Source organism: Azonexus fungiphilus (assembly GCF_003634965.1).
Classification (GTDB): Bacteria; Pseudomonadota; Gammaproteobacteria; order Burkholderiales; family Rhodocyclaceae; genus Azonexus; species Azonexus fungiphilus.
Map to the genome: position 1 here is coordinate 149,060 of NZ_RBXP01000017.1, position 24,553 is coordinate 173,612.

At 67.7% G+C, this 24,553-nt stretch carries 24 protein-coding genes; 12 read left to right on the top strand and 12 right to left on the bottom strand.

Annotated elements, in window-relative coordinates:
- Positions 1-27 precede the first annotated feature (27 nt).
- A complete protein-coding gene (locus tag DFR40_RS13340; protein ID WP_121458992.1) occupies positions 28-1,944 on the bottom strand; it encodes a B12-binding domain-containing radical SAM protein in 1,917 nt (638 codons plus the stop codon).
- Between the two features lie 77 nt (positions 1,945-2,021).
- Positions 2,022-2,639 (bottom strand): hypothetical protein, encoded by a 618-nt coding sequence (locus DFR40_RS13345; RefSeq protein ID WP_121458993.1) that lies wholly within the window; start codon positions 2,637-2,639, stop codon positions 2,022-2,024.
- Between the two features lie 219 nt (positions 2,640-2,858).
- Here DFR40_RS13345 and dinB point away from each other — a divergent pair, with 219 nt between their 5' ends.
- From dinB to DFR40_RS13365, 4 genes are all read left to right on the top strand, one after another.
- On the top strand, positions 2,859-4,007 hold the full coding sequence (gene dinB, locus DFR40_RS13350; RefSeq protein WP_121458994.1) for a DNA polymerase IV: 1,149 nt from the start codon (positions 2,859-2,861) through the stop codon (positions 4,005-4,007).
- Positions 4,008-4,059: 52 nt separating this feature from the next.
- The gene (locus DFR40_RS13355; protein ID WP_121458995.1) at positions 4,060-4,929 is read left to right on the top strand and encodes an EamA family transporter; all 870 of its coding nucleotides are present in this window, start codon (positions 4,060-4,062) and stop codon (positions 4,927-4,929) included.
- An 83-nt stretch (positions 4,930-5,012) separates the two neighbouring features.
- Positions 5,013-6,110 carry a methyl-accepting chemotaxis protein gene (locus DFR40_RS17495; protein WP_121458996.1) on the top strand — a complete coding sequence of 366 codons (1,098 nt, stop codon included), beginning with the start codon at positions 5,013-5,015 and terminating at the stop codon, positions 6,108-6,110.
- Complete coding sequence (locus DFR40_RS13365) at positions 6,110-6,304, top strand: DUF3079 domain-containing protein (protein ID WP_121458997.1); 195 nt, start codon at positions 6,110-6,112, stop codon at positions 6,302-6,304. The genes DFR40_RS17495 and DFR40_RS13365 overlap by 1 nt, the downstream gene beginning before the upstream one ends.
- Here the strand turns inward: DFR40_RS13365 and DFR40_RS13370 are convergent.
- From DFR40_RS13370 to DFR40_RS13380, 3 genes are read right to left on the bottom strand one after another with little or no spacing between them, the layout of a single operon-like run.
- A complete protein-coding gene (locus DFR40_RS13370) occupies positions 6,298-7,335 on the bottom strand; it encodes a patatin-like phospholipase family protein (protein ID WP_121458998.1) in 1,038 nt (345 codons plus the stop codon). The two genes, DFR40_RS13365 and DFR40_RS13370, sit on opposite strands and share 7 nt — an antisense overlap.
- A gap of 42 nt (positions 7,336-7,377) precedes the next feature.
- The gene (locus DFR40_RS13375; protein WP_121458999.1) at positions 7,378-7,644 is read right to left on the bottom strand and encodes a biotin/lipoyl-containing protein; all 267 of its coding nucleotides are present in this window, start codon (positions 7,642-7,644) and stop codon (positions 7,378-7,380) included.
- A gap of 11 nt (positions 7,645-7,655) precedes the next feature.
- Entirely contained in the window at positions 7,656-8,564 is a 909-nt protein-coding gene (locus DFR40_RS13380; protein ID WP_121459000.1) for a patatin-like phospholipase family protein, read from the bottom strand.
- A 131-nt stretch (positions 8,565-8,695) separates the two neighbouring features.
- Between DFR40_RS13380 and DFR40_RS13385 the strand changes: the two genes are divergently transcribed.
- Positions 8,696-9,496: a type IV pili methyl-accepting chemotaxis transducer N-terminal domain-containing protein gene (locus tag DFR40_RS13385; RefSeq protein WP_170160226.1), complete on the top strand. Its 801-nt coding sequence runs from the start codon at positions 8,696-8,698 to the stop codon at positions 9,494-9,496.
- On the opposite strand, the gene parE is transcribed toward DFR40_RS13385, so the two are convergent.
- The gene (parE, locus tag DFR40_RS13390; RefSeq protein ID WP_121459002.1) at positions 9,493-11,442 is read right to left on the bottom strand and encodes a DNA topoisomerase IV subunit B; all 1,950 of its coding nucleotides are present in this window, start codon (positions 11,440-11,442) and stop codon (positions 9,493-9,495) included. The two genes, DFR40_RS13385 and parE, sit on opposite strands and share 4 nt — an antisense overlap.
- Positions 11,443-11,621: 179 nt before the next feature.
- Here parE and DFR40_RS13395 point away from each other — a divergent pair, with 179 nt between their 5' ends.
- The 3 genes from DFR40_RS13395 to DFR40_RS13405 all read left to right on the top strand — a co-directional run bounded on the left by DFR40_RS13395 (position 11,622) and on the right by DFR40_RS13405 (position 14,430).
- Entirely contained in the window at positions 11,622-13,253 is a 1,632-nt protein-coding gene (locus DFR40_RS13395) for a flagellar assembly protein A (protein WP_121459003.1), read from the top strand.
- 82 nt (positions 13,254-13,335) lie between these two features.
- On the top strand, positions 13,336-13,989 hold the full coding sequence (gene nfsB / locus DFR40_RS13400) for an oxygen-insensitive NAD(P)H nitroreductase (RefSeq protein ID WP_121459004.1): 654 nt from the start codon (positions 13,336-13,338) through the stop codon (positions 13,987-13,989).
- 57 nt (positions 13,990-14,046) lie between these two features.
- Positions 14,047-14,430 (top strand): VOC family protein, encoded by a 384-nt coding sequence (locus DFR40_RS13405; RefSeq protein ID WP_121459005.1) that lies wholly within the window; start codon positions 14,047-14,049, stop codon positions 14,428-14,430.
- A gap of 7 nt (positions 14,431-14,437) precedes the next feature.
- On the opposite strand, the gene DFR40_RS13410 is transcribed toward DFR40_RS13405, so the two are convergent.
- The 3 genes from DFR40_RS13410 to DFR40_RS13420 are packed head-to-tail and all read right to left on the bottom strand — an operon-like array spanning position 14,438 to position 16,541.
- Positions 14,438-14,950: a GNAT family N-acetyltransferase gene (locus DFR40_RS13410; protein ID WP_211329805.1), complete on the bottom strand. Its 513-nt coding sequence runs from the start codon at positions 14,948-14,950 to the stop codon at positions 14,438-14,440.
- Positions 14,943-15,650, bottom strand: coding sequence for a class I SAM-dependent methyltransferase (locus tag DFR40_RS13415; RefSeq protein WP_121459006.1), 708 nt, complete (start codon positions 15,648-15,650; stop codon positions 14,943-14,945). The genes DFR40_RS13410 and DFR40_RS13415 overlap by 8 nt, the downstream gene beginning before the upstream one ends.
- Positions 15,651-15,695: 45 nt before the next feature.
- The gene (locus DFR40_RS13420) at positions 15,696-16,541 is read right to left on the bottom strand and encodes a hypothetical protein (RefSeq protein WP_121459007.1); all 846 of its coding nucleotides are present in this window, start codon (positions 16,539-16,541) and stop codon (positions 15,696-15,698) included.
- 243 nt (positions 16,542-16,784) lie between these two features.
- Here DFR40_RS13420 and DFR40_RS13425 point away from each other — a divergent pair, with 243 nt between their 5' ends.
- The 4 genes from DFR40_RS13425 (at position 16,785) to DFR40_RS13440 (ending at position 22,388) form a co-directional block, all read left to right on the top strand.
- Positions 16,785-18,200, top strand: a complete 1,416-nt coding sequence (locus DFR40_RS13425) for an undecaprenyl-phosphate glucose phosphotransferase (RefSeq protein ID WP_211329806.1) — start codon at positions 16,785-16,787, stop codon at positions 18,198-18,200.
- Between the two features lie 55 nt (positions 18,201-18,255).
- Positions 18,256-19,359 carry a nucleotidyltransferase family protein gene (locus DFR40_RS13430; RefSeq protein ID WP_121459008.1) on the top strand — a complete coding sequence of 368 codons (1,104 nt, stop codon included), beginning with the start codon at positions 18,256-18,258 and terminating at the stop codon, positions 19,357-19,359.
- A gap of 51 nt (positions 19,360-19,410) precedes the next feature.
- Entirely contained in the window at positions 19,411-20,865 is a 1,455-nt protein-coding gene (locus DFR40_RS13435) for an O-antigen ligase family protein (RefSeq protein WP_121459009.1), read from the top strand.
- 68 nt (positions 20,866-20,933) lie between these two features.
- Positions 20,934-22,388 (top strand): aminoacyl-histidine dipeptidase, encoded by a 1,455-nt coding sequence (locus DFR40_RS13440; RefSeq protein ID WP_121459010.1) that lies wholly within the window; start codon positions 20,934-20,936, stop codon positions 22,386-22,388.
- Here the strand turns inward: DFR40_RS13440 and DFR40_RS13445 are convergent, their stop codons facing one another.
- The 3 genes from DFR40_RS13445 to DFR40_RS13455 all read right to left on the bottom strand — a co-directional run bounded on the left by DFR40_RS13445 (position 22,389) and on the right by DFR40_RS13455 (position 24,548).
- Entirely contained in the window at positions 22,389-23,006 is a 618-nt protein-coding gene (locus DFR40_RS13445) for a hypothetical protein (RefSeq protein WP_121459011.1), read from the bottom strand.
- Between the two features lie 25 nt (positions 23,007-23,031).
- Positions 23,032-23,502, bottom strand: a complete 471-nt coding sequence (locus tag DFR40_RS13450) for a hypothetical protein (RefSeq protein WP_121459012.1) — start codon at positions 23,500-23,502, stop codon at positions 23,032-23,034.
- A 179-nt stretch (positions 23,503-23,681) separates the two neighbouring features.
- Entirely contained in the window at positions 23,682-24,548 is an 867-nt protein-coding gene (locus DFR40_RS13455; protein WP_121459013.1) for a spermine/spermidine synthase domain-containing protein, read from the bottom strand.
- Positions 24,549-24,553: the final 5 nt, after the last annotated feature.

The window sequence follows — 24,553 nt, forward strand, 5'->3', positions numbered from 1 at the left end:
GAGGTCTCGGTCGGGGCGGCTGCAAGCTTACGCGAGATTGCCGGCCAGCGCCCGGCCGATGAAGTCGCGCTTGACCCGTGGCTTGGGCACGCGCTCGTCGAACCAGCGGCGCACGTCGTCGTCGAGGCAGATGCCGTGCATGTAGTTGTAGAGCGCCTTGTTCAAACCCCGGCCGAGGCTGGCGTGGTCGGTGCCGGTCGGATCGATGAAGGCCACGTCATTTTTGCCGAAACCCTTGAACGGTTCCGGCCTGAGCGTGATGCCGTATTCCGCGGGATTCCTGCCGACCGGCGAATGCACGGTGCACGCGAAACGGTGGAAGAAGCCGGACTGGATGCAGCCCTCGGCGAACAACTGGCGCACGTATTCCAGCGCATCGACCGTGTCCTGCACGGTCTGCGTCGGGAAGCCGTACATCAGGTAGGCATGGACCAGGATGCCGGCGTCCGTGAAGGCCCGGGTGACGCGCGCCACCTGGTCGACCGAGACGCCTTTTTTCATCAGCGCCAGCAGGCGGTCGGAAGCGACTTCCAGGCCGCCGGAAATGGCGATGCAGCCGCTGTCGGCGAGCTGCAGGCAGAGTTCGGGCGTGAACGACTTCTCGAAGCGGACGTTGCCCCACCAGGAAATCGCCAGATTGCGCCGCTGCAGTTCCTCGGCCAGCGCGCGCAGCGCCTTCGGCGGTGCCGCCTCGTCGACAAAGTGGAAACCGCTGTGGCCGGTCTCGTCGACGATGCGCTCGATGCGGTCGACCAGCGTGCTGGCGTTGGCGCTCTCGAAGCGCGAGATGTAGTCGAGGCTGACGTCGCAGAAGCTGCATTTCTTCCAGTAGCAGCCGTGGGCGACGGTCAATTTATTCCAGTGGCCGTCCGACCACAGCCGGTGCATCGGATTGAGCATGTCGAGCAGCGACAGGTAACGGTCCAGCGGCAGGCCGTCCCAGGTCGGCGTGCCGACGTCCTCGAAGGGCACGTCCGGCTCGCCGCTGGTGAACCAGCGCACGGCACCGTCGACGCGGGTGAAGGTGCGCAGCAGGTTGAGCCGCGGCCGTTCCCCGGCGAGGTGCTCGATCAGCGCCAGCAGCGGCGCCTCGCCGTCGTCGAGGGTGACGTAGTCGACATAGTCGAAGACGCGCGGCTCGGCCAATTCGCGCAACTCGGTATTGACCCAGCCGCCGCCGAGGACGATGACGATCTGTGGAGACTTCGCCTTCACCACCTGGGCAATGCGGAAGGCGGCATAGACCGAGCCGGGGAAGGGCACCGAGAGCAGCAAAATATCCGGATTTTCACGGTCGACCGTCGAAATCGCCAGTTTTTCCAGCGTCGTGTCGACCAGCGTCGGCGGCGCCGCCAGCGCCTGCGCCAGCGGCTCGAAGCTGGGCTGGCTCTGGGCCAGCGATTCGGCGTAGCGGACGAACTCGAAACGGGGGTCGGCGGCTTCGCGGATGACGTCGGCGAGGTCGTTGAGGAAGAGCGTCGCCAGGTGGCGGGCGCGGTCCTGGATGCCGAGCGCGCCGAAGGCCCAGCCGAGCGGATCGCCGCTGCCGTCGTCGACATAGTGGTCGAGCGCCGAGAAGCGCGGCCCCTCGGGCAGGAAGGCGCGCGTGCAGATGCGGTGCGCCAGCGAGCCGTCGCGTCCCTGCAGCAGCGCCAGCGCCGGCCCGGTGGCGACGCGGTAGCGCTCGAACTGGTTGAGGAAGGTCTTGATCGTCGGCGAACGCTGCTTGCGCGGCAGCGCTTCCGCCGCCGCCCGCAACTGTTCGAGGCCGGCCGGCGAGAGCAGTTCGAGAACGGTGCCCAGCGCCAGGTCGGCCTGCGTCGCATGGAAGCCGCGCGAGCGCAGGAAGCCGGTCAGGTAGGCCGTCGCCGGGTAGGGCGTGTTCAGTTGCGTCAGCGGCGGAATCAGCGACAGCAGGCGGGGGCGGGCGGGCAGGGCGGTCATCGCCGGCAGTTTACCCGCTGCCGCCGGTAAACGACACGGGGCGGCCCGCCGGCCGCCCCGCATCGGCGTGTCCGGTCTTAGCTGCTGGCCGAGCCGAGGGCCAGCTTCTGCTTGTTGTACTGCTCGAGCGCGCGCTGCGTGCCGTAGGCGATCGCTTCCTCGGTCGAGGCAAACTGGCGGCGGCCGTTGCCGGTGCTCGCTTCGTTCTGGCTGGCGGTCTGGCTGCTGCGGCCGGATTGTTCGGCGGCACGCGCGGTGCCGTAGGCGATCGCCTCGTCCACCGAGGCGAACTGGCGGCGGGAACTGCCGCTGCTGGCCGAGGTCTTGTCGGCGCTGTCGACCGTACGGGTGGCTTGCTGCTGTTCGGCCGCGCGCGCCGTGCCGTAGGCGATCGCTTCGTCGATCGAGCCGAACTGGCGGCGTTCCGGGCGGCTGACTTCGGATTGCTGGCGGGCGACGCCTTCGCTGCTCAGCGAGACTTTCGTCGAACTGCCGGCGGTGCTCGTGGAGGTCGTCCCGGAGATCTGCTGCAGCGCATTCTTCAGGCCGCTGCTGTCGGCACCGATGGCGCTGGCCATCTTCTCGGCCGACTTCAGGCTGCTGGTCAGGGAATTGATCGAGCGTTCGCTGCGGCTGCTGGCAAGCTGGCTGCGGTAGGCATCCTGGGCGGAGCTGGAACTGATCGCGGTGGACATGATGACCTCGGGAGTACGGAATACCGGATCAGCGATCCGGCCAGAACCTCAGTGTACGCCAATGCCGCCAACTGCGCAAAAAACGGGCAGCGCAACAAAAGCGCTTATCCGTCAGTCGGCTAGAAACACCGCACAGTGCGCTTCCACAGACTTATCCACAGAAATCGTGGATAAGCTGCTGGCTGGTGCTGGGGGTATTTCGCGATTTATACTGTGGATATGAACAGTCATCGCCGCATCGCCCACCTCGACATGGACGCCTTCTTTGCCTCGGTCGAGTTGCGGCATTACCCGATGCTGCGCGGCCAGCCGGTGGTCGTCGGCGGTCGCCGCGTCGATCGGCCGGTCGAGCAGGCCGACGGCAGCCTGCGTTTCGCCCGCCTGCGCGATTACGTCGGGCGTGGCGTGATCACCACCTCGACCTACGAGGCGCGGGCGCTCGGCGTGTTTTCCGGGATGGGGCTGATGAAGGCGGCGCAACTGGCGCCCGACGCCATCCTGCTGCCGGCCAACTTCGACGCCTACCGCGATTACTCGCGGCGTTTCAAGGCGGCGGTGGCGAGCGTCGCGCCGGTGATCGAGGACCGCGGCATCGACGAGATCTACATCGACCTGAGCGGCATCGCCGAGGACAGCCTGCCGCTGGCCCGGCGGATCAAGCAGGCGGTGCTGGCGGCCACCGGGCTGACCTGCTCGATCGGCATCACCCCGAACAAGCTGCTGGCCAAGATCGCTTCCGACCTCGACAAGCCCGACGGCATCACCATCCTCGGTCATGAGGACGTGCCGACGCGGATCTGGCCGCTGGCGGCACGCAAGATCAACGGCATCGGCCCGAAAGCGGCCGAGCGGTTGCGCGCCATGGGCGTCGACACGGTCGGCCAGCTGGCGGCGGTGGCCGAGAGCGAACTGGTCCGCCGCTTCGGCGCCAGCACCGGCAGCTGGCTGTGGCGCGCCGCCCGCGGCATCGACGAGCGGCCGCTGGTGACCGAGCGCGACCCCAAATCGGTCAGCCGCGAGAGCACCTTCGAGCGCGACCTCGACGTCGGCCTCGACCGGGCGGCGCTCTCCGAGGCCTTCACCGGGCTGTGCGCCCGGGTCGCCGACGACCTCGCGCGCAAGGGCCTGGTAGCGCGGACGATCGGCATCAAGCTGCGCTTCGCCGATTTCAGCACGGTCACCCGCGACCTGACGCTGGCCGAACCGCTGGCCGACGCCCGGGCGATTCGCCAGGCGGCCGGGCAGTGCCTGAAGCGCATCGCGCTCGGCAAGCGCATCCGCCTGCTCGGCGTGCGCGCCGCCGGGCTGCAGCCGCCGCCGGCAACGCCGGTCCCGGTGGCGGTGCAGGCCGAGCTGCAACTCTTTTAGCGGCCGGCGCCGCCTGCCTTTATCATTCGCGCTTTTGCCGCCGGCCGTTCTCATGTCCTACCTGCTCATCGTCAACCTGATCTGGTCGTTTTCCTTCAGCCTGATCGGCCAGTATCTCGCCGGCCAGGTCGATAGCGACTTCGCCGTGCTTGCCCGGGTTGCCGTCGCCGCCCTGATCTTTCTGCCGTTCACCGTCTGGCGCGGCCTGCCGGCACGGCTGGCGGCCGGTTTCTGGCTGGCCGGGGCGCTCCAGTTCGGCATCACCTACCTCTGCCTGTACCGCAGCTTCAGCGTGCTGACGGTGCCGGAAGTGCTGCTGTTCACGGTGCTGACGCCGATCTACGTGACCCTGATCGAGGACGCGCTCGAACGCCGCTTCAACCGCTGGGCGCTGTTCGCAGCCGCGGTCGCCGTCGGCGGCGGCATCCTGATCCGCTGGCAGCCGCTGGCTGGCGAATTCCTGTGGGGCTTCGTGCTGCTGCAGATCGCCAATGCGACCTTCGCCGCCGGCCAGGTGCTCTGTCGCCACCTGCTGCTGCATCATCCGGTCGAGCTGCCGCTGTACCGCTTCTTCGGCCATTTCTTCCTCGGCGCGCTGGTCCTCGTGCTGCCGTCCTTCCTGATCTTCGGCAACCCGGACAAGCTGCCGGTGACGGCGATCCAGTGGGGCGTGCTGCTGTGGATGGGCCTTTTCGCGACGGCGCTTGGCCTGTTCTGGTGGGTCAAGGGCAGCGTCCGCGTCGATGCCGGCACGCTGGCGGTGATGAACGAGCTGCACGTGCCGCTTGGCCTGCTGGTCAACCTGCTGATCTGGAACCGCGACGCCGACCTCGCCAAGATCGCCCTCGGTGGCAGCGTCATCCTGCTGTCGCTGGCGATCAACCGGTTCGGCCGGCGGCCGCCGGCGCTGGCGGCGAGCTGAGCGCGGATTTAGCAGAGATCAAGACGGCGCGGCTAATTCCTGAGTAAATTACTCAACATTAATTGAGTGAGGCAGGAAGCAGCATGTTTGGAATCCGGACCCGGCGCGAGCTGGCGGCAGCGGTGGCCGAGAATCAGCGCATCAGGACGCAGTTGCTGGCCAGCGAGGCGGCCGCCGACGAGTTGCGCCGCCAGCTTGGCGACGCGCGGGCGGCGGGCGAGGCCCAGCTGGCGCGGCAGGCGCTGCTCGATGGCGTACTCGGCAACATCCCCCGTTTCGGCAGTTCGCTGGCCGGCATCCAGCAGTCGTTTTCCGGCCTTTCCGGGCAGTTGACCGTGGAAGCCGCGAGCGCCCGCGAGGCCGCCGCCGAATCCGATGCCAATCGCGCTGCCTTCGAGCAGATCGCCGCCAGCCTGCATGCCATGTTCGGGCGCATCAGCGCCGCCGGCAGCAGTGTCGAGAACCTGGCGCGCCGGGTCGGCGAGATCGGCGGCATCGTCCGGCTGATCCAGGAGATCGCCGAGCAGACCAACCTGCTGGCGCTCAACGCGGCGATCGAGGCGGCCCGCGCCGGTGAGGCCGGGCGCGGTTTCGCGGTGGTCGCCGACGAGGTGCGCAAGCTGGCCGAACGCACCGCCCGGGCGACGACCGAGATCGGCACGCTGGTCGACGGCATCCAGAGCGAAACCGCCCAGGCCAAGGCGACCATCGATCTCGGCGCCGACGAGGCGGCCCGCCACGGTGCCGAAAGCGAGGCGGCGACCCGGAGCATGCAGCGCCTGCTGGCGATGTCGCGGCAGATGCAGGCGGCGATTGCCTCGTCGTCGCAGGTGGCTAGCGCCGAACTGGCCAACGTCGAGGAATTGCTGCTCAAGCTCGAGGTATACAAGGTCCTGCTCGGCCTCTCCGACCTTGCCCCGGAGGCGCTGCCGGACGAAACCGAATGCCGGCTCGGCCGCTGGTACTACGAAGGCGAGGGCAAGGCCGGCTTCTCCCGGCTGCCCGGCTACCGCGAGATGGAAAGCCCGCACAAGGCGGTGCACGACCACGCCCGCCAGGCCGTCGCCCGCTATCGCCGCGGCGATCCGGCCGGTGCGCTGCAGGCGCTGACGCGGATGGAAGAGGCCAACCTGGCGGTGATGCGCGGCATGCAGCAGATCCTCGCCGGCGGCCAGGGCTGATGGCCAAGAAATTCCCGCTGCAGCCGAAGCACCCCGAGCGTATCTGCTGGGGCTGCGACCGCTATTGCCCGGCCGGCGAGATGGCCTGCGGCAACGGTTCCGGGCGCACCCAGCATCCGGCTGAACTGCTCGGCGACGACTGGTACACCTTCGGCGACTGGGGCATCGTCGTCGACGAGCCGCCGGCTCAGTAGAACAGCGCGCCGAGGTCGAGCGTCGGCCGCCGGCCGAGGGCCTGGCGGTGCTCGGCCAGCCAGCGGCCGGCGTGGGCGCGGCCCTGGTCGCGCAATTTTTCGAAGAAAACCCGGTTGACCGCCAGCTTGCTGTCGGCCGGCAATTCGCCGAGCACGCTGTCGGCGCTGATCGCGTGGAAGCGCAGGCGGGCGAAGCGGCGTTCCAGGCGGGCCACCGGCAGGCGGTCGAGCAGCCAGTCGGGGAGCGGCTGCTGGCTGGCGATCTGCTCGCGCAGGTGGGCGAACATCCGCATCTCGCGCAGGAAGGTGGCGTTGAATGCCAGCTCGCGCAGGCGCTCGCGGATTTCCTTGGCGCTCGCCGGGGTTTCGCTGAAACGCAGCGGCGACAGCAGGATCAGCAGGATGTCCGCCGACTGGCATTGGTAGACCAGCGGGAAAACTGCCGGATTGGCGCTGTAGCCGCCGTCCCAGTAAGGTTCGCCGTCGATCTCGATGGTCCGGTGGATGGTCGGCAGGCAGGCCGAGGCGAGCAGCGTGTCGGCCGACAGCTCGTGGTTCTGGAACAGCCGCAGCTTGCCGGAGTTGGCTTGGGTGGCGGCGATGAACAGCTTGACCGGGCTGGCGGCGCGCAGGCCGGCGAAATCGATCTGGCGCTCGATGACGTCGCGCAGCGGGTTGAGGTCGAAGGGGTTCAACTGCTCCGGGCTGAGATGGTCGGTCCATTGCAGCATCATCTTCAGCGCCGGTGCCATGCTGCTGGCCTGGGCGCTGCCGAACTGCGCCGGCATCGTGTCGGCCATCGCCAGCCAGAAGTCGGCGAGCGCCCGGCGCGCGCCGTCGCGGCCGCCGTGCAGCAGGCCGTGGGCCAGGCAGGCGGCATTCATGGCGCCGGCGCTGGTGCCGCTGACGCCGTCGAAATCGATCGATTCGTCCTCGAGCAGCGCGTCGAGCACGCCCCAGGTGAAGGCGCCGTGGGCGCCGCCGCCCTGGAGGGCGAGGTTGATCCGGGAGGGCAGGGCGGTGCTGGTCATGCGCAGGAACTCCGCTGGGGCAGACGCCCCGATCATAGCCGCTTAATCGATCGCCAGCGTGACCAGCGGCGCGCCTTCGTCGACGCGGTCGCCGGCGATCACATGGACCTCGACGACACGGCCGGCGCAGGGCGTCGGAATGTCGAGCGCGACCTTGCCGGTTTCCAGGGTCAGGATGTTGTCGTCGCGTTCGAGCCGGTCGCCCGGCGCGACCAGCATTTCCAGGATGAAGACGTCGCCGCTGGCGCAGGAGCCGCAGCTTTGCCAGCATTCCGGGTACTTGGGCATGCGCACGATCCGGGTGTTCACGGTCGACTGCCTCAAAGCGCCAGTTTCTGGCGGATGCCCGGGAGCGCGGCCAGTGCCGCCCGCTCGCCCTCGATCATCGCTTCGTGGCGGGCGGCGAAATCCCAGGACTTGACGTAGGGCAGGCGCGGCCGGATGACGACGTCGGCGCCGGCCAGTTCGCTCTTGCCGATGACGCCGCCCATGATCGTCGTGGTCTGCCAGAGGATGGCGCTCATGCTGTCGACCGGCTGGCCGTCGGGGATCGCCGAGATGTCCACGGCAATCACGAAGTCGGCGCCCATCTCGCGCGCCGCGCGTACCGGCACCGGGCTGGTCAGGCCGCCGTCGACGTAGAGCCGGCCGTTGATCGCCACCGGCTGGAAGATGCCGGGGACAGCGGCCGAGGCGCGTACCGCCATGCCGCTGTCGCCGGTCCGGAAGAACACCCGTTCGCCGCTGTTGAGGTCGGTGGCGACGGCGCCGAAGGGGAGCTTGAGCCGTTCCAGCGGCCGCTGCCTGAGGTGCTTGTTGACGAAGGACTGCAGCGCCTCGCCCTTGAGCAGGCCGGGGCCGCGCAACGTCCAGTCGGCGAACAGCGTCTCGTCGAGCTGGATCGCCAGCTTCTGCATGGCGAAGGCGTCGAAGCCGCCGGCGTAGAGCGCGCCGACGACGGCGCCGGCGCTGGTGCCGACGACGTAGTCGGGGACGATGCCTTGCGCCTCGAGCATCTTGATCACGCCGATGTGGGCGAAGCCGCGGGCGGCGCCACCGCCCAGCGCCAGGCCGATCTTCGGCTTGCGCGGCGGCGCTTGCGGGACGGCGGTCGGCGGTGGCGGGGTTTCCGGGCGGGGTGCCGGCAGCGTCGTGCAGCCGGCGAGCCAGAGCGCGCCGGCGGTGAGCAGGGCGCGCCGGGCGGCGAGGGGCGGGCGGACTTCGGTCATGGAAGCGAATGATAGGCCAGGCCGGGGCGTCGGCGGCAGGCGGATTGTCCCGGTGCTCGGTGTTTTTGTAACAAGGACGCAATTTCGCCGTGCGTTAATGCCGGCCTCGTCCGTCCCGCCGTATGCCGCCGATGTCCAGAATCTGCCTGCTGTTCGCCTGCCTGCTCTGCCTGACGCCCTGCCGCGCCCAGGAAAATCCCGAGGTCGCGCCGGTTGCCCAGGACATCGTTGCCGCCGGCAGCCTGCGCACGCAGTCGCAGCGCTTGGCCAAGCTGCATCGCCAGGCGGCGATGGGCATCGACGCCGAGCGTGCCCGGCGCGAACTGCGGGCCGGCGGCGAGCGCGTCGACGCGGCGCTGGCGCGCCTTGCCCGCTATGCGCAGAAGGCCGACACGCGGCGCACCTACGCCCGCTGCGACAGCCTCTGGCGCGAACTGCGCGGCGAACTCGAGCGTCCGGGCGCGGCGGCCGGCGAGCGTGTCGTCCAGCTCGCCGATGAACTGATGATCACCAGCGGCAAGCTGGCGCTGCAGGTCGAAGCCCAGGCCGAGATGCCGCTCGGCCGCCTGCTCGACCTGTCGACGCGGTTGAACATGCTCGGTCAGCGGCTGGCCCGTCTGACCCTGCAGATCCAGTCCGGCGACCGCAGCCAGGGGCTGCGCCTCGACGTCGAACAGGCGCGCCGCGAGTTCGCCACCGGGCTGGCCGAACTCGACGCCGCCCGCGAGAATTCGCGCGCCGCCCGCCAGGCGATTGCGCTGGCCAGGAACCAGTGGATCTTCTTCGACCTGGCGATCGCCCAGCTCGACCCCGGTGCGCGCAAGGACGCCCAGGCGGCGCGCAATGTCGCCAGCAGCAGCGAACGCATCGCCCAGATGCTCGACGAGGCGAGCGCCCAGTACCTCCGCGACTACGGTCCGGGACGTTCCTAGACGTCGGTCTCGACCAGGCCGCCGTCCTTTTCCATCCAGGCCCGGCGGCCTGCGGCCTCGCCCTTGCCCATCAGCAGCGTGAAGGTCTGCGCCATCTCGCGCAGCGTCTCGCGCGGCGCCTGGAACGGCACCAGCCGGCGGGTATCCGGGCAGAGCGTGGTTTCCCAGAGCTGGTCCGGGTTCATTTCGCCGAGGCCCTTGAAGCGCGAGACGGTGATCTTGTTCTCATTGACGCCCTCGTCGCGCAGCTTGCGCAGGGTCTGTTCCTTTTCCGCTTCGTCGAGGCAATAGACCTTGCGCGTGTGGCCCTTGGCCTCGACATCGACGCGGAACAGCGGCGGCTGGGCGACGTGGATGTGGCCCTTCTCGACCAGCGCCGGGAAGTGCTTGAGGAAGAGCGTGAACAGCAGCACCTGGATGTGCGAGCCGTCGACGTCGGCATCCGACATCACGATGATGCGGCCGTAGCGCAGGCCGGACAGGTCAACCTCGTCGATTTTCTCGATGCCGTGCGGGTCGACCCCGACCGCCACCGAAATGTCGTGCACTTCGTTGTTCTTGAACAGCTGGTCGCGCTCGACTTCCCAGGTGTTGAGCACCTTGCCGCGCAAGGGCAGGACCGCCTGGGTTTCCTTGTCGCGGCCCTGCTTGGCCGAGCCGCCGGCGGAATCGCCCTCGACCAGGAAGATCTCGTTGCGCGCGATGTCGTCGGACTCGCAGTCGGTCAGCTTGCCGGGCAGGGTGGCGATGCCGGAGGACTTCTTCTTCTCGACCTTCTGCGTCGACTTCATGCGGTTCTGCGCCGCCTTGACCGCCAGTTCGGCGATCTTCTTGCCATGGTCGGCGTGGTTGTTCAGCCACAGCTCGAAGGGGTCGCGCACCATCTGCGAGACCAGCTTGTAGGCGTCGCGGGAAGTCAGCTTTTCCTTGGTCTGGCCCTGGAATTGCGGGTCGAGGACCTTGGCCGAGAGCAGGTAGGTCATCCGTCCGCAGACGTCTTCCTGGGCCAGCTTGACCTTGGCCGGCAGAATGGCGTGGTGCTCGGCGAAAGCCTTGACCGCCTCGAACACGCCAGCCTTCAGGCCGGCTTCGTGGGTGCCGCCGTCGAGCGTCGGGATCAGGTTGACGTAGGATTCCGGCTTGCCGCCGCCTTCCTCGAACCAGGCCAGCGCCCAGGTGGCGCCTTCGCCGACGGCGAAGCCGTTTTCCACCTCGACGTACTTCTCGCCGACGAAGATCGGCGCCACCGGCGTGCCGACCATCATTTCGGTCAGGTAGTCGGCCATGCCGTTGCGGTAGCACCAGCTTTTCGCGGTTTCTCCCTCGATCTCGAGGTCGACCGTGACATTCGGCATGAGCACGGCTTTCGAGCGCAGCAGGTGCTCGAGCTGGCCGAGATTGACCTTGGGCGAGTCGAAGTACTTCGGATCGGGCGAAATGCGGACCGTGGTGCCGGTGGTGCGCGGGCCGACGTCGCCGATGCGCGCCAGCGGTTCGACGACGAAGCCGTCGGCGAAGGCGATGCGATGGACGCCGCCGCCGCGCTTGATCTCGACTTCCAGCCGGGTCGACAGCGCGTTGGTCACCGAGACGCCGACGCCGTGCAGGCCGCCCGAGAAGCGGTAGGCGTTGCCGGCTTCCTTCTTGTTGAACTTGCCGCCGGCGTGCAGCTTGCAGAAGACCAGTTCGACCGCCGGCTTGCCTTCTTCCGGATGGATTTCGACGGGAATGCCGCGGCCGTTGTCGGAAACCTCGATCACGCCGTCGCTGCCGATGCGCACCGAGATGCGCTTGGCGAAGCCAGCCAGCGCCTCGTCGGCGGCGTTGTCGATGACTTCCTGGACGATGTGCGTCGGGCAGGTCGTCCGGGTATACATCCCGGGGCGTTCCTTGACGGGTTCGAGGTCCTTGAGGACGCGGATCGAGGCGGCGGAGTAATCGGTCATCGTGGTGAAAATCGGCTCAAATACTGGGTCGACCGCAAGACTGCGGCAAAAGCCCGCGGATTTTAGCGCCTGCGCCGGCCGCCGCGGGGGATTTCGCTGCGCCCGGCTTTGCCCTTTTCCGGCGAAATGGCGTATGGTGCGCAAAAACAGGCGGCAAACCCCGGGAGCGAGGGAGACAAGTGACAGCGAACGAGGCGGGCCTCTCCGGCCTGCAACTGCATTTCGACGCGGCGACCGGCCAGTTGCTGGCCAGTGTCGTCGCCGACCACGACGCGGCGCCGCTCGACGAGCCGGGCCTGCGCGAACGGATCGCCGCCGCCGGCTGGGGCGCCTTGCGCTACCTGCCGAACATGGCGCTCGGCCTGCTCGCCAACCACAACGCCGGCATCGCCTGCACGCTGCCGATCGCCGAGGCGGTCGACGCCGTGCTGCGCATCGACCTGTCGCCGGACAGCGTCGAAGCCTGGCTCGACATCGCCGCCGCCGAGGGCGGCCAGCCGGCCAGCGTCGAGGCGGTACTGGCCCTGCTTGCCGACAACGGCATCGGCGAAGGCGTCGATCACGCCGCGATCGCCGCTGCAGTCGCCGCTGGCAGTGCCAGCCACGTCGTCGTCGCGCGTGGCGTGCCGCCGGTCGACGGCTGCGACGGCCGGCTCGAATCGCTGATTCCGGAAGTCCGCGACCGTCGGCCGCAGGTCGACGCCAGCGGCTACATCGACTATCGCGAACTCGGCGACATCTTCGTCGTCCATGCCGGCGACTGGTTGATGCTGCGCCATCCGCCGACCGACGGCACGCCCGGGCGAACCCTGCTCGGCGAAACGATCCCGGCGGTGCCGGGCAAGGCGGCGATGTTCGCCGCCTCGCTGCCCGGCACCGCCTTCGATCCGGGCAATCCCGACCTGCTGGTCGCGGCGATCACCGGCCAGCCGGTGGTGGTCGCCGGCGGCATGCTGGTCGAGCCGGTTTTTCGCGTCGACCAGGTGTCGACCGTGACCGGCAACGTCAGCTTCGATGGCAGCGTCGTGGTCAAGGGCGATGTCGGCAGCGGCATGACGGTGCGCGCCTCGGGCGACATCGAGGTCGGCGGCGTCGTCGACATGGGCACCCTCGAGGCCGGCGGCAGCATCGTCGTCAAGGGCGGCGCGATGGGCTCGCTCGGGCGCAAGACCAGCGAGGAATGCCATATCCGCTGCGAGGGCAGCTTCCATGCCGCCTATGCCCAGCAGGCGAAGATCGAGGCCGGCGACAGCATCTTCATCGACGACAGCGCGCTGCAGTGCGAGCTGACCGCGATCAACCACATCCGCATCGGCGGCAAGCGGCGCGGCCACATCGTCGGCGGCCACCTGCAGGCGACGCTGTCGATCACCGGCAAGGTCGTCGGTTCGTCGAACCGCATTGCCACCTACTGCGCGATCGGCGTCAATCCGCTGCTGCACAAGCAGCTGTTGCAGATGTGCAAGCTCCGCGACGAGCGCGAGACGCAGCTGCTCGAGGTTGCCAAGCTGCTCGACTTCGCGCACAAGAATCCCGGCCGCCTGCGTCCCGAGATGATCGCCAAGGCACGCGCCACGGCTGCCCAGTTGTCGGCGCAGATCGCCGAAATGCGCGAGGAGCAGGAGCAGCTGACCAGGAAGATCGAGCTGTCCCGGCAGTCGCGGCTGGTCGCCCGGGAGCTGCTCTGCGAAGGCGTCGAGGTGCATCTCGGCAACCATCGCTACAAGGTCGTCGGCGAGCACGGCGCCTGTGCCGTCGGGGTCGGCGCCGACGGTCTCGAACTGATGGCGCTCGACGAGCGGGAAGCCTGAGCCCGCACGCGCCGGGAACTTCCTGCTAATCTCGCGCACCTAGTCGTCGCCATCCCTTGTCGCCAATTTTTCCGGAGTCCCCATGAACATCGCCGCCATCGCCACCACCCGTCGTACCTGCAAGGCCTTCGATCCGGCCCGCAAGGTCGATCCCGCGCTGATCGAGCAGCTCAAGACGCTGCTCCGTTTCGCGCCGTCCTCGGTCAATTCGCAACCCTGGCACTTCATTGTCGCCAGCAGCGCCGAAGGCAAGGAGAAGATCGCCGCGACGCTGGCCGGTCGTTTCGAATACAACGCGCCCAAGGTGCGCAATGCCTCGCACGTGGTCGTCCTCTGCGTCCGCCGCGACCTCGACGACGCCCACCTGCAGGCGCTGGTCGAGCAGGAAGACCGCGACGGCCGCTTTGCCACGCCGGAAGCCCGCGAAACCCAGCACAACGCGCGCGTCTTCTACACCACGCTGCATCGCGACCAGCTCGCCGACCTGCCGCGCTGGACCGAGAAGCAGATCTACATCGCCCTCGGCTCGCTGCTCTTCGGCGCCGCCGCCCTCGGCATCGACGCCTGTCCGATGGAAGGCATCGACGCCGCCGCCATCGACGCCGCCCTCGGCCTCGAGGCGCAGGGCCTGCGCTGCGTGCTGCTGACCGCGCTCGGCTACAGCGGCGAGCAGGACTTCAACGCCAAGCTGCCCAAGTCGCGTCTGGCCGAGGCCAGCGTGATCAGCGAAATCTGATTTTTTGCCCCGTCCGCCGGTCGACCGTGAACGGCGGCATTCATCCCGGAGTCCGCCTTGATCGATCATCTTGACCATCTCGTCCTGACCACCACCGACGAGGCGGCTTGCGTTGCCTTCTACACTGGCGTCCTCGGCATGCAGCTGGAAACTTTCGGTGCCGGGCGCAAGGCCTTCCGCTTCGGCAACCAGAAAATCAACCTGCACGTCAAAGGCAGCGAGTTCGAGCCGAAGGCGCATCTGCCGGTGCCGGGGGCGCTCGACCTGTGCTTCATTGCCTCGCGGCCACTGGCGCAGGTGATCGATGCGCTGCAGGCGGGCGGCCAGACGATCGTCGAAGGGCCGGTCTTGCGTACCGGCGCCACTGGCCGCATCCGCTCGGTTTACCTGCGCGATCCCGATCTCAACCTGATCGAGATTTCCGAGTACGTCGACGACTGAGCGCGACTCAGTCGCTGCGCACCATGTAGCGTGCCGGACCCGGGTAGCTGGCCAGGGCTGCGGCACTTGCCGGCGACAGGCGCTGGCTGGTGCTGAAGCCGCGTCGTTGCCAGAAACCCAGCGCGTCCTGGACGCAGACCAGGGCCGCGTGGGCCAGGCCGCCGGCGCGGGCGGCGGCCAGCGCATGCTCGACCAGGCGGGCGCCGAGACCGCTGCCGGCAGCTGCCGGCGCCACCGCCAGGTCGTGGAAGTAGAGGCAGTCGGCGGCCTCGGCGACGACGAAGGCACCGCCCAGCGGCGTCACCTTGCCCAGTCGCGAGGGGTAGGTGGCGAGGTAGGCGCAGAGTCCGTCGCCGTCTTCGGCGACCCAGGCAAAATCGGGCGCTGCGGCCAGTCGACCGTGCCAGGTCGGGCCATCTTCGTTCATTTCCGCGACGTAGCACTGGCGCTGCACCGCCAGCACCGCCGGCAGGTCGGGCACGCGCATCGGGCGCAGGCGGTAGCGGGCGGCCTCAGTCACGGACCAGCAGATCGACGCGCTGCGGGGTGAGGAAGGTCGCGCCGGCGGGCGTCATGAAGCTGTCGAATTTTTCCCGGACCGCCGCATACAGCTCGGGCGACAGGCGATGGTCGCTGTGCGTGACCTGGATCATGCGCGCGTCGAAGGCGGCGAAATCGTCGAAATGGCTGCGCGTATCGAAGAACAGTTGCTGGCGCAGCCGCAGCGGCCCGCGCTCGACGGCGCGGCAGACGGCGGAGAAGGCCGCCTCGCGCACCAGCTTTTCATCGTGGAAGAGGCGGAAGACCTCGTTCAGGTTGCCGTCATAGACCGGTTCCGATATCCAGGCCAGGCCGCCCGGCCTGAGGACGCGGGCGATCTCGGCCAGCGCCTGGTCCATCAGTGCGAGCGGCACGTGGTGCAGCGACTTGAACATCAGCACGATGTCCACGCTGGCATCGGCTGCCGGAATCGCCTCGGCGCCGCCCTGGGCGAAGCGGACGCCGGGCAGGTCGGCGATCTGCAGGTTCTTCGCGTGCTGGCGGGCATCGACTTCGAGCGCGACGATTTCCTGCGGCAGCCCGGTTGCCGCCAGGCTGCGGGTCTTCTCCGCCTTGCCGCAGCCGAGTTCGACGATCCTGGCGCCGCTCAGCGGCAGGGTGTCGAGCAGCAAATTGACTTCATTGACCAGCGTTTTCTGGGCGGGATCGGCAATGCGCATGGGAATTGGCGGGGAAAAAGGCGAAGGACGAATATTAACCGATGGTTATATGTGCTGTCGCCGCTTGCGGCCGGCCGCTGCCGGCGCGACGAGATCCTCGGCCCGGCACAGCCAGCGGGCGCAGGCAAAGCCGCGGCGCAAGGCGCGTATCTCGGCCTGCCGGCGATTGACGAAACGGCGACCGGCCCGTGCCTCGATCCGGCGCAGTGTCAGCAGCCGGCACAGATCCTCGGCCAGGCGCCAGCTGGCGTAGAGCATCAGGCTGCTGAACAGCAGTCCGAGCATGCCGGCGATGCCGTTCAGGTCGAAGCCGGCGACGCGGGCGAGCAGTGCGACGGCTGCGGCGAGACTGCCGGCCAGCCAGCCATGGCGACCGATGGCAGGGTCGCCGGTGCCGGCAAGCAGCGGGTCGCCGAGTTCGAAGCGCTCGCTGTCGGCGCCGCTGCGCGCCAGCCAGGCACGGTCTTCGGCATCGGCACCGCCGGCGACGAGGCGGTCGCTGCGCTGGCGCCAGCGCCGGCGACCGAGCGCCAGCGCCAGCGCGGTCGCCAGCAGGTAGCCGAGACTCGCCGCCGGCAGCAGGTGCGCCCGGTCGAGCAGCGCCAGGCCGGCGGCGCAGGCGCCGACGCCGAGCAGCATCTGGAACAGTGCGAAAAGCAGCACGAACTGGCCGAGACGGTGCCCGACGCCAAGCGGCGAACGGTAGCGGGCGTGGCTGTTGAAGGCCAGCCAGGCGAGCGCGACGCCGAGACCGGCGAGCAGGCTGGCTGCGGTCGGCAGCAGCAGCGAGGCATAAACGACGGCAAGGCCGCCGATCACCCAGGGCAGGCCCCACAGTGTCAGCGGCTGGTTGATCGGAAAACCGGCGATTTCGTCCGGAAGCTTGGCCATGTCGTCATCTGTTGCGTAAAAGTCGAATGATTTTGACATTTTTTCGCCCGCCTGGCCAGGTTGCCGACGGCATGGGCCTTGCGCCGTTTCACGGATGGGTGCCGATCGCCCGTCGGGACAGGCTTTGCGTATAGATTTTTGGCATATTTGGCTATGAGTAATGTCATATAGGACGATCGTCAGGTGTCGTGGCATCATCATCGTGTGATCACATTGTCACTGCGTCACTGATTGGTTTCCTTCATGGCTTCGATGTCTTCCGGCCTGGTCCGGCCCCACAGTTCCAAGATCGGCTTCTTCCATCGCCTGCTCGACGCGGCCGTGATCCTCCTTTCCCTGACGGTCGCCCTGCAGATCACCCGCGACCTTGAATTCTCCGGCCAGTATGCGCAGGCAGGTGTCTGGGGCGTGATGATCTTCCTGATGATCGGCGGCGCCCGCCATCTCTATTCGTCGTGGCGCCTGGTGCCGGTGCACGAAGCGGTGACGGCGACCCTGGTCGCCTGGTTCTGGACGATGGTCGCGCTGGTTTTCCTGGCCTTCCTCAGCAAGACCTCGTCCGACTATTCGCGGGTCGCCATGCTCACCTGGTTCGGCCTGGCGCCGCTGGCCCTGGCCAGCGTCCGCGTCAGCCTGCGCGTCGTCCTCAACGCGCTGCGCAGCAATGGCCGCAACACGCGGACCCTGGCCATCGCCGGCAAGACCAAGCTCGGCAAGCAGGTGGTCGAGAAGGTCGAACAGACGCCCTGGCTCGGCATGCAGTTCATCGGTTATTACGACGATCGCCTGGCCAGCCGCGACTGCAAGCACACCGCCCACGACGCCGAGGGCATCGGCCGTTTCGACGAACTGGTGGCGCTGGCGCGCGAGGGCAAGGTCGATTACATCTACATCACGCTGCCGATGAAGGCGGAAAACCGCATCGTCGAACTGGTCAATGCGCTCAGCGACACCACGGCCTCGGTCTACCTGGTGCCCAATTTCTTCATCTTCGACCTGCTCCACGGCAAGATGAGCAGCCTCGACGGCATTCCCGTGCTCAGCCTGCACGAAAGCCCGTTCTACGGCGTCGATGGCTGGCTCAAGCGACTCGAGGACATCGTCGTCGCCAGCCTGATCCTGATGATCATTGCCTTGCCGATGGCGGTTATCGCGCTCGGCGTCAAGCTCACCTCGCCCGGGCCGGTGCTCTTCAAGCAACGCCGCTACGGCCTCAACGGTGCCGTCGTCGAAGTCTGGAAGTTCCGCAGCATGACCGTCTGCGAAGACGGCGACAAGGTCGTCCAGGCGTCCAAGGGCGACATGCGGATCACGCCTTTCGGTGCCTTCCTGCGCCGTACCTCGCTCGATGAGCTGCCGCAGTTCATCAACGTGCTGCAGGGGCAGATGTCGGTGGTCGGTCCGCGGCCGCACGCGGTCGCGCACAACGAGCAGTACCGCAAGCTGATCCGCGGCTACATGCTGCGTCACAAGGTCAAGCCGGGCATCACCGGCTGGGCCCAGATCAGCGGCTGGCGTGGTGAGACCGAGACGCTCGACAAGATGGAAATGCGCGTGAAATATGATCTGGAGTATGTTCAGAACTGGTCCTTGTGGCTGGACATCAAGATCATCTTCCTGACCGTGTTCAAGGGCTTCATCAATAAAAACGCATATTGACGATCGTCGCCGGTGCCGTCCGGCGGAAGATCTCTGACTCCAAGGGGAAATATCGATGGCAAAGGGAATGATTCTGGCCGCCGGCCAGGGAACGCGCGTGCGTCCGCTGACCAAGTTCGTGCCGAAGCCGATGGTGCCCATCCTCGGCAAGCCGGTCATGGAATACCTGATCGAGCACATGGCCCGCTACGGTGTCCATGACATCATGGTCAACGTCGCCTTCAACCACTACAAGATCGAAAACTACTTCGGCGACGGCCGGCGCTGGGGCGTCAACCTCGGCTACTCGTTCGAGGGCGCGCGCGACCACGGCGAGATCGTGCCCAAGGCCATGGGTTCGGCCGGCGGCATGCGCAAGATCCAGGATTTCGGCGGTTTCTTCGACGAGACGACGCTGGTCGTCTGCGGCGATGCGATCGTCGACCTCGACATCGGTGCCGCGCTGCGCGAACACAAGATGAAGGGCGCGCTGGCCAGCGTCGTGACCCTGGAAGTGCCGCTCGATCAAGTGCAGAACTACGGCGTCGTCGTTGCCGACGAGGACGGCAAGATCATTTCCTTCCAGGAAAAGCCGAAGCCGGAGGAAGCCAAGTCGCGGCTGGCCAGTACCGGCATCTACATCTTCGAGCCGGAAGTGCTCGAGCTGATTCCGCGCGACCAGCCCTTCGACATCGGCAGCGAACTGTTTCCGATGCTGGTCGAGAAGGGGCTGCCGTTCTATGCCCAGAAGCGCTTCTTCAACTGGATCGACATCGGCCGCCTGAACGATTACTGGGAGGTGTCCCAGCGCGTGCTGCGCGGCGAGGTGGCGCAGATGGAAATGCCCGGGACGGAAGTCCAGCCCGGCGTCTGGGCCGGCCTGAACACCTCGGTGGCCTGGGAAAGCTCGAAGCTGGAAGGGCCGATCTACATCGGTTCCAACGTCCGCATCGACCCCGGCGTCTCGATCATCGGCCCGGCCTGGATCGGCCACGGCAGCCACATCCGTTCGGGAACGCGGATCGAGCGCTGCATCGTCTTCGAATACACGCGCATCGGCGATGCCCAGACGATGAAGGAAATGATCGTCTCGCCGCAATACTGTGTCGGTCGCGACGGCGTCGCCCATTATCTCGGCGAGGACGCCAGTCCGTATCGCTGGGGCGATGCCCGCGGCTAGTCCGGCGAATTTCGCTAAACTGACCGCCCTTTCGCCGAGAAGCCTCTGCCGATGACCGACCAGCCCGCCGTCCGCCGCCGTTCGTCCGATTCCGTCCCCGACCAGTGGGTGTTCCGCGGGCTGCTCGCGCTGCTCTGCTGGATTCCGTTGCCGCTGGGCAGCAACCGGACCTTCGCCGCGGCCATCGTCATCGTCTGGGCCGTGCTGCTGCTCGCCGGTGCTGCCTATGCCTGGCGCAACCACGGGCCGGCACTGGCCGAGCGCCTGCGCCAGTTCCGCTGGCCGGTGCTGCTGCTCGGCCTGTTCACGCTGATCCCGTGGCTGCAGATCCTGCCCTGGCCGGCGGCGCTGATCGGCGCGGTGTCGCCGGAGGCACTCGCGGTCTGGGACGGGATCGGGCCGCCGCGATTCACCCTCGATCCGCACCAGACCCAGTTCTACGCGGCGCTGTCGTTTGCCTACTGGGCGATCTTCGTGGTCGCACTGCTCTGCGTGCGCAGCAACCGGCGACTCGACACGCTGGCCCTGGTCATCGTCGGCAGCGGCGTCTTCCAGGCGATCGTCGGGGCGCTGCTGTTCTCGTTCGGCGCCAAATACACGATGTTCTTCGCCGAGGTGGTGCACGATCGCGTGCGCGGCACCTTCGTCTATCACAACCACATGGCCGGCTACATGGAACTCTGCCTGTCGGTCGGCATCGGCCTGATGCTCGCCCGCCTGGGCAACGACAGTACGCCGCTCGGCCACTGGCGCAGCCGGCTGCGCGGCGGCATCGACTTCATGCTCAGCCCGAAGATGGTGCTGCGCCTGATGCTGGTGATCATGGTCATCGCGCTGGTGCTGACACGTTCGCGGATGGGCAACGGCGGTTTCTTCGCGGCGATGATCGTGGTCGGCCTGCTTTACATCGCGCTGTCGCGCAAGACGGCGCCGAAGGCGGTGCTCCTGATCGCCAGCCTGATCGTCATCGACGTCGTCGTCATCGGCACCTGGGTCGGCCTGGAGAAGGTGGTCAGCCGGGTTCAGGAAACGACGATGACGACCGAGGGCGGCGGCCGCGAGGAATCGGTCGAACTGCGCCTGAGCGCGGCCCGGCACGCGATGGACATGAGCCTCGATTTCCCGGCGCTGGGCACCGGCGCCGGCAGCTTCTACGGCACCTACCTGCGCTACCGGACGCCGCGCGAGGGCTATTTCGACCACGCCCACAACGATTACGTCGAGATCGCCGCCGACTTCGGCCTGCCCGGGCTCGCCGTCCTCGGTGCCTTCGTCGCGCTGACATTGGCCGCCGGCGTGCGCGTGCTGGTCAGGCGCCGTTCCAGCCTGCCGCGCGGCATCGCCTTCGGTTCGCTGATGGCGATGGTGGCGCTGATCATCCACAGCTGGGTCGATTTCAATCTGCAGATTCCGGCCAACGCCGCAACCCTGCTGGTGATCATGGCCATGGCCTGGTGCGCCGGGGCGCTGCCCAGCGGCGGCCAGCGCCCGCTAGCGGCTGCCTGAGAGCGCTTCCGCCGTGGCCAGCCGGCGGCCGTCGGGTTAAGCTGCCGCCTTTTGCGCCCGGATCCGCCATGCTTGTCGAAGCTTTTCCCCGTCTCGAACCTGCCATCGTCTGGCGGCATTTCGCCCGACTCTGCGCGACGCCGCGCGCCTCCAAGGCCGAAGCCGCCCTGCGCGATGCGCTGCTTGCCTGGGCTGCGGAAAAATCGCTGACGTCGACGGTCGACCGTGCCGGCAACCTGATTTTGAAGAAGCCGGCGACGCCCGGCTGCGAGCACGCCCCGACCGTCGTCCTGCAGGCGCACCTGGACATGGTCTGCGAGAAGAACGCCGAAAGCGCCCACGACTTTTCCCGCGACGCCATCGTGCCGGTGCTGCGCGACGGCTGGCTGGTCGCCGAGCAGACGACGCTGGGCGCCGACAACGGCATCGGCGTGGCGCTGATCCTTGCCGCGCTGGAAGACGAAACGCTGCGCCACGGGCCGCTCGAAGCCCTGCTGACCATCGACGAGGAAGCCGGCATGGGCGGTGCCCGTGGTCTGGCGCCGGGCTTGCTCGATGCGTCGCTGATGCTCAACCTGGATACCGAAGCCTGGGGCGAGTTCTACCTCGGCTGCGCCGGCGGGCTTGACGTCGATGTTCGCCGCGACGGCGAGCCCGAATCGCTGCCGGCCGGCTGGACGGTGCGCCGGATCGCGCTGCGTGGGCTGCGCGGCGGCCATTCCGGCGTCGATATCCACGAGCAGCGCGGCAACGCGATCAAGCTGCTGGTCGGTGTGCTGCACGACCTGGCCGGCGTCATGCCTTACCGGCTGGTCTCGCTGCACGGCGGCTCGGCGCGCAACGCGCTGCCGCGCGAGGCCTTCGCCGTGCTCGCGCTGCCCGAAGCCGACGGGCTGGAGGCCTGGCTGGCGACGCAGCAGGCGGCGCTGCGCGAACTGCTGTGCGGTGTCGACGACGGCCTTGCGCTGAGCGCGCAAGCGGCGACGGCGGATGCGGTGATGGCCGGCGCCGAGCAATTCACCTGGCTGGCGTCGCTGCATGCCGCGCCGCACGGCGTCAGGCGTTTCAGCCGGGCGGTGGCGGGCGTCGTCGAAACCTCGAACAATCTCGGCATCGTCGAACTGACGCCGGACGCCGGCTACGCCAATTTCATGGTCCGTTCGCTGGTCGACCGTGCCGCCGATGCGCTGGCCGACGAGATCGTCAGCCTGTTTGCGCTGTCCGGCACCGTCGCCGAAAAATCCGGCCAGTATCCGGGCTGGCGGCCGAACCCGGATTCGGCCTTGCTGCGTACCTGCCAGGCCGTGTTCGCCCGCGATTTCGGCGGCGATTCGAAGGTCCAGGTGATCCATGCCGGCCTCGAATGCGGGCTGATCGGCGCCCGCTACCCGGGCCTCGACATCGTTTCCTTCGGGCCGACAATCCACGGCGCCCACGCGCCCGGCGAGCGGGTCGAGGTGGCCTCGGTCGACCGTTGCTGGCGCCTGCTGCGGGCGATCCTCGGCGAGATCGCCGGCAACTGATCAGGCGTTCGTGCCGCGCCGCTCGAGGTAGCCGGCCAGGGCGTCGAGGCGGCGGGCGGCGGCGCCGTCGCCATCGACGAACATCTGCGTGAACAACTGGCGGATGTTCTCCGCGGTGATTTCGGTGCGTGTCGGATCGAAGCTGCTGCCGTCGGGCAGTGTCACCTGCTGGCCGTCCATGCCGTGACGGGCCAGCGCGATCAGGTTCATGCCTTCGACGGCCGCGTGGTTGCCGGCAGCGACCAGCTCGTCGTAGAGCGCCCGCTCGGCTGCCGAGAGGTTGGCCATGGTGTTCACGAAACCGCCGGCCTTCTGCTGGTAGTCGATTTCGTCGGCGGTCAGTGTCTGCGGATCCTTGGCATTGATCTCGGCCAGGCGCTTGTCGTTGGCCAGCAGGTATTCGGTGTCGGCGGCGCTGCGTTCGAGCGCCGGCTTCGTCTTGATTGCCGCCAGGCGCGGGTCGTTCGCCGTCGATTCGCTGGCGAGCAGGGTGCGGGCAGCGCTGGATATGCTGATTTTCTCGGCCAGCGTCGTTGGCGCCGCGGTTTCGACTTGCGGCGCGGCTGCACGGGCGGCGCTGTAAGCATTGATCGGCAGGCTGTTGCCTTGGATGATCATGGGGGTTTCTCCGCAGGGTGGGGGATCAGGCGACCAGATGGGCCTTGCCCATCCGGAGTAGCAGCGCGCTCAGCACGGGATCGGCCTTGATGCGCTCGACCATCTGCTGGTGCAGGTTCTCGCTCGCCGCCTGGTCCACGATCAGCGTCTGGTAGTGGCTGGCGGTGTCGTTGACGCCGTTGTCCCGGAGTAGCGATTGGTAATGGGCGTCGATCCGCCGGGAATAGGTGTCCCGTTCGCTCTGGGCGGCCGCCGCGGCCTCCGGGTATTTCCGGGCGAACCAGTCGCCACGGGTGCCACCGGCCAGCGTGCCATCGGCCTGGACAGTGGCGACCCCGGCATCGAGCGTGAATCCGAAATCGGCAAGCCAGTTCGGTAGCGCATACTGCTCGACGCCCGTCGTCGCGGCTGCAGTCGCTGCCGCTTGCCTGCCGGCGTCGGAAATGCCGACCTTGTCGGCAAGCCTTGCCGGCTCGGCGGCAGCGATCTGCCGCATGGGGGCGGCGATTCTGGCAGTAGACCTGGCGTTAACGGGATTATTGGTGCCGGTGACGATCATTTGGCGTGCTCCGCATGTTGTCCATGCCAGGCAGTTGCAAACAGCATGCCAATGGCGCGGCGTCGGCAAAATCGGTCGAATTCGACGGTCGACCGTCGAATTCCGGCAAAAACCGTTTACCGGCCGCGGATCGCCTCGCGCCGGGCGAAGCCGAGCTTGGCCGAGCGTTCCATCTTCTGCGCGAAGGCCGGGAAATCTAGGCCGAGGCGGGCGCGCAGTTCCTTGGCGTGGTTGTGCAGCCAGCGCCAGCGCGGTTCGAAGTATTTTTCCTTGAAGGCGTAGAGGATGTGGTTGCCGTCGTCGGGCACCGAGATGACGATCACCTGGTCGTCGAAGACGTGCATCGCCTCGCCGATCAGGCCGGCGTAGCTTTCCTTGTCGCCAGCCAGGTTGACCACCAGCACGCCGTTGCCGGAGAGTTTGGTCCAGGCGTTCTCGAAGAACTCGCGGTTGGCCAGCGCCGGGGCGAAGCCGGTGCGGTCGAAGGCGTCGACGAGCAGGGCATCGATGCCCTTTTCGGCGCGCTCGATGAATTCGGCGCCGTCGCCTGCGATGATCTGCAGGCGTTCGTCGTCCGCCGGCACGAAGAAGGCGTCGCGCAGCGCGATCACGTCGGGGTCGAGTTCGACCGCGGTGATGTGCACGCCGGGCAGGCGGCGGTGGCAGAACTTGACGATCGAGCCGCCGCCCAGGCCGATCAGCGCGATGCGCCTGGGACGCGGATGAAAGAGCAGGAAGCCCATCATCTTCTGCGTGTAGCGCAAGGCGAGGTCGTGCGGTGCCTTCAGCGCCATCTCGCTCTGCATCAGGCGGACATTGAAGTAGAGGTAGCGCGACTTGCCGTCGTCGATGACGAAGGGCCTGGGGTAGCTTTCGTCGAGCAACTGGGCGCGCAGTTCGCCGGCCCGCGCCCAGGCCGGTTCAAGCATCAGGACCGTGCCGGTCTCGATCTCGAACGGGCTGGGGAGTTCGTAGAGTTTCAAGCCCG